1 protein-coding gene is annotated in these 1329 nt (G+C 57.0%); it reads right to left on the bottom strand.

Going from position 1 to position 1329, the window contains the following annotated elements; translation table 11 throughout:
• Positions 1-48 precede the first annotated feature (48 nt).
• A complete protein-coding gene (locus ACXJKH_RS20625) occupies positions 49-975 on the bottom strand; it encodes an RHS repeat-associated core domain-containing protein (RefSeq protein ID WP_457322176.1) in 927 nt (308 codons plus the stop codon).
• Positions 976-1329 lie beyond the last annotated feature (354 nt).

Below are 1329 nucleotides of genomic sequence, written 5' to 3'. Positions count from 1 at the left end.
GCGCATACCATTTTTGCAACAACGAGATAGCGGTGTTCATAGATGATCTCATTTAAGCTTAGGCAGTTCTTCTGGCAGTGCCGGGCGTACGCCCTTCTGTCCTGCCTCCTTTACGTGAGGCGTTGCAATTGTAGCTCCATCTGGATTGGTGTGGGCCTTACCGGTTACATCAACACGTTTCACCTCTTGGTAACCGGATGGATTATTCGAATTCGGCTCGTAAGTCGCAGTGTTGCTAATGTTGCCATCCTCACCACGCTTAAAAACAGAATGCGCTCCTTCTGCGCTGGAGTCCGGTCGCAACTTGTTCGTATTTCGCCCAGACCGCAATGCATCTACTGCCTTGTCAGTAGTGCGGACCGCCTTGATCGCGGCGCCAGCGCCTCCGGGAACAAAGGGCACTGCAGCTGCCGTAGCATCAATCGCCACACCGATTGAGTCGACAATACCCGCCCCCACATTACCTTGGCTAAAGTTCGAGTAGGCACTGGTCGCGCCCATCGCAATGTTCGCAACGTCCCATACGGTTTCGACAATTCGTCCGTCAGGATCTCTAAACTTGTACGGATTCCCGTTCGCATACCGATACCGATTGAACTGCCCCACCGGCTGTTCATACGCCGTCACCGGGTCGACGGACAGGAACACCCCCAACTGCGGATCCATATACCGCTGCTGCATCTGGCTTAGCCCAGTAGCAGCATCACTCACATGCCCCGTATACCCCGGGCCATCAGCAACCGGCGCACCTACGACAGCGCCATATGGCTCGTAAGTGATGCGCTCGATCACGTTGCCGTTGGCATCGCTCTTGGCTACTACCGAGCCCAAGGCATCGGTATGGATGTAGGTCACCGTTTGTGCGCTTGCAGTCGGTACAGCAGCGAGGCCCAGCAACAGCACAAAGCATAGCCAAGCGCCTACCGCACCCAGCTTCCGAACTCGATCTTCAACTCCCCTGAAGCGGGTCGACACACCGCCTGCAGCTCCCCCGAACCTGTGCATCCTTCCAATCCCTGAAAGAGCCTTGAAGCAAGGCCTAGTATTGATAGCACAGGAACCATCGGCCCGGAATCCAACGGTGCGATTGAGGCCAATCACGCCATCCTGACGGGAGCAGCGCTCTTGGCGCTAAGCGCCAGCGAAGCCGGATCGGTCGTGGTGGCGATGTCAGCCAAGGCGCATCAGCGGAGCTGAGGTTGCCGGCCAGCGGCCGGCACTACCAACGACCGTGTCGCCACAAACAAAAAGCCCCGACCAGGCCGGGGCTTTTTGCTGTATCTGGTGCCGGAAATAGGAATCGAACCTACGACCTACGCATTACGAACC

The organism is Stenotrophomonas sp. P5_B8 (genome assembly GCF_054049855.1).
This window is presented reverse-complemented; position numbering and strand designations above follow the sequence as displayed.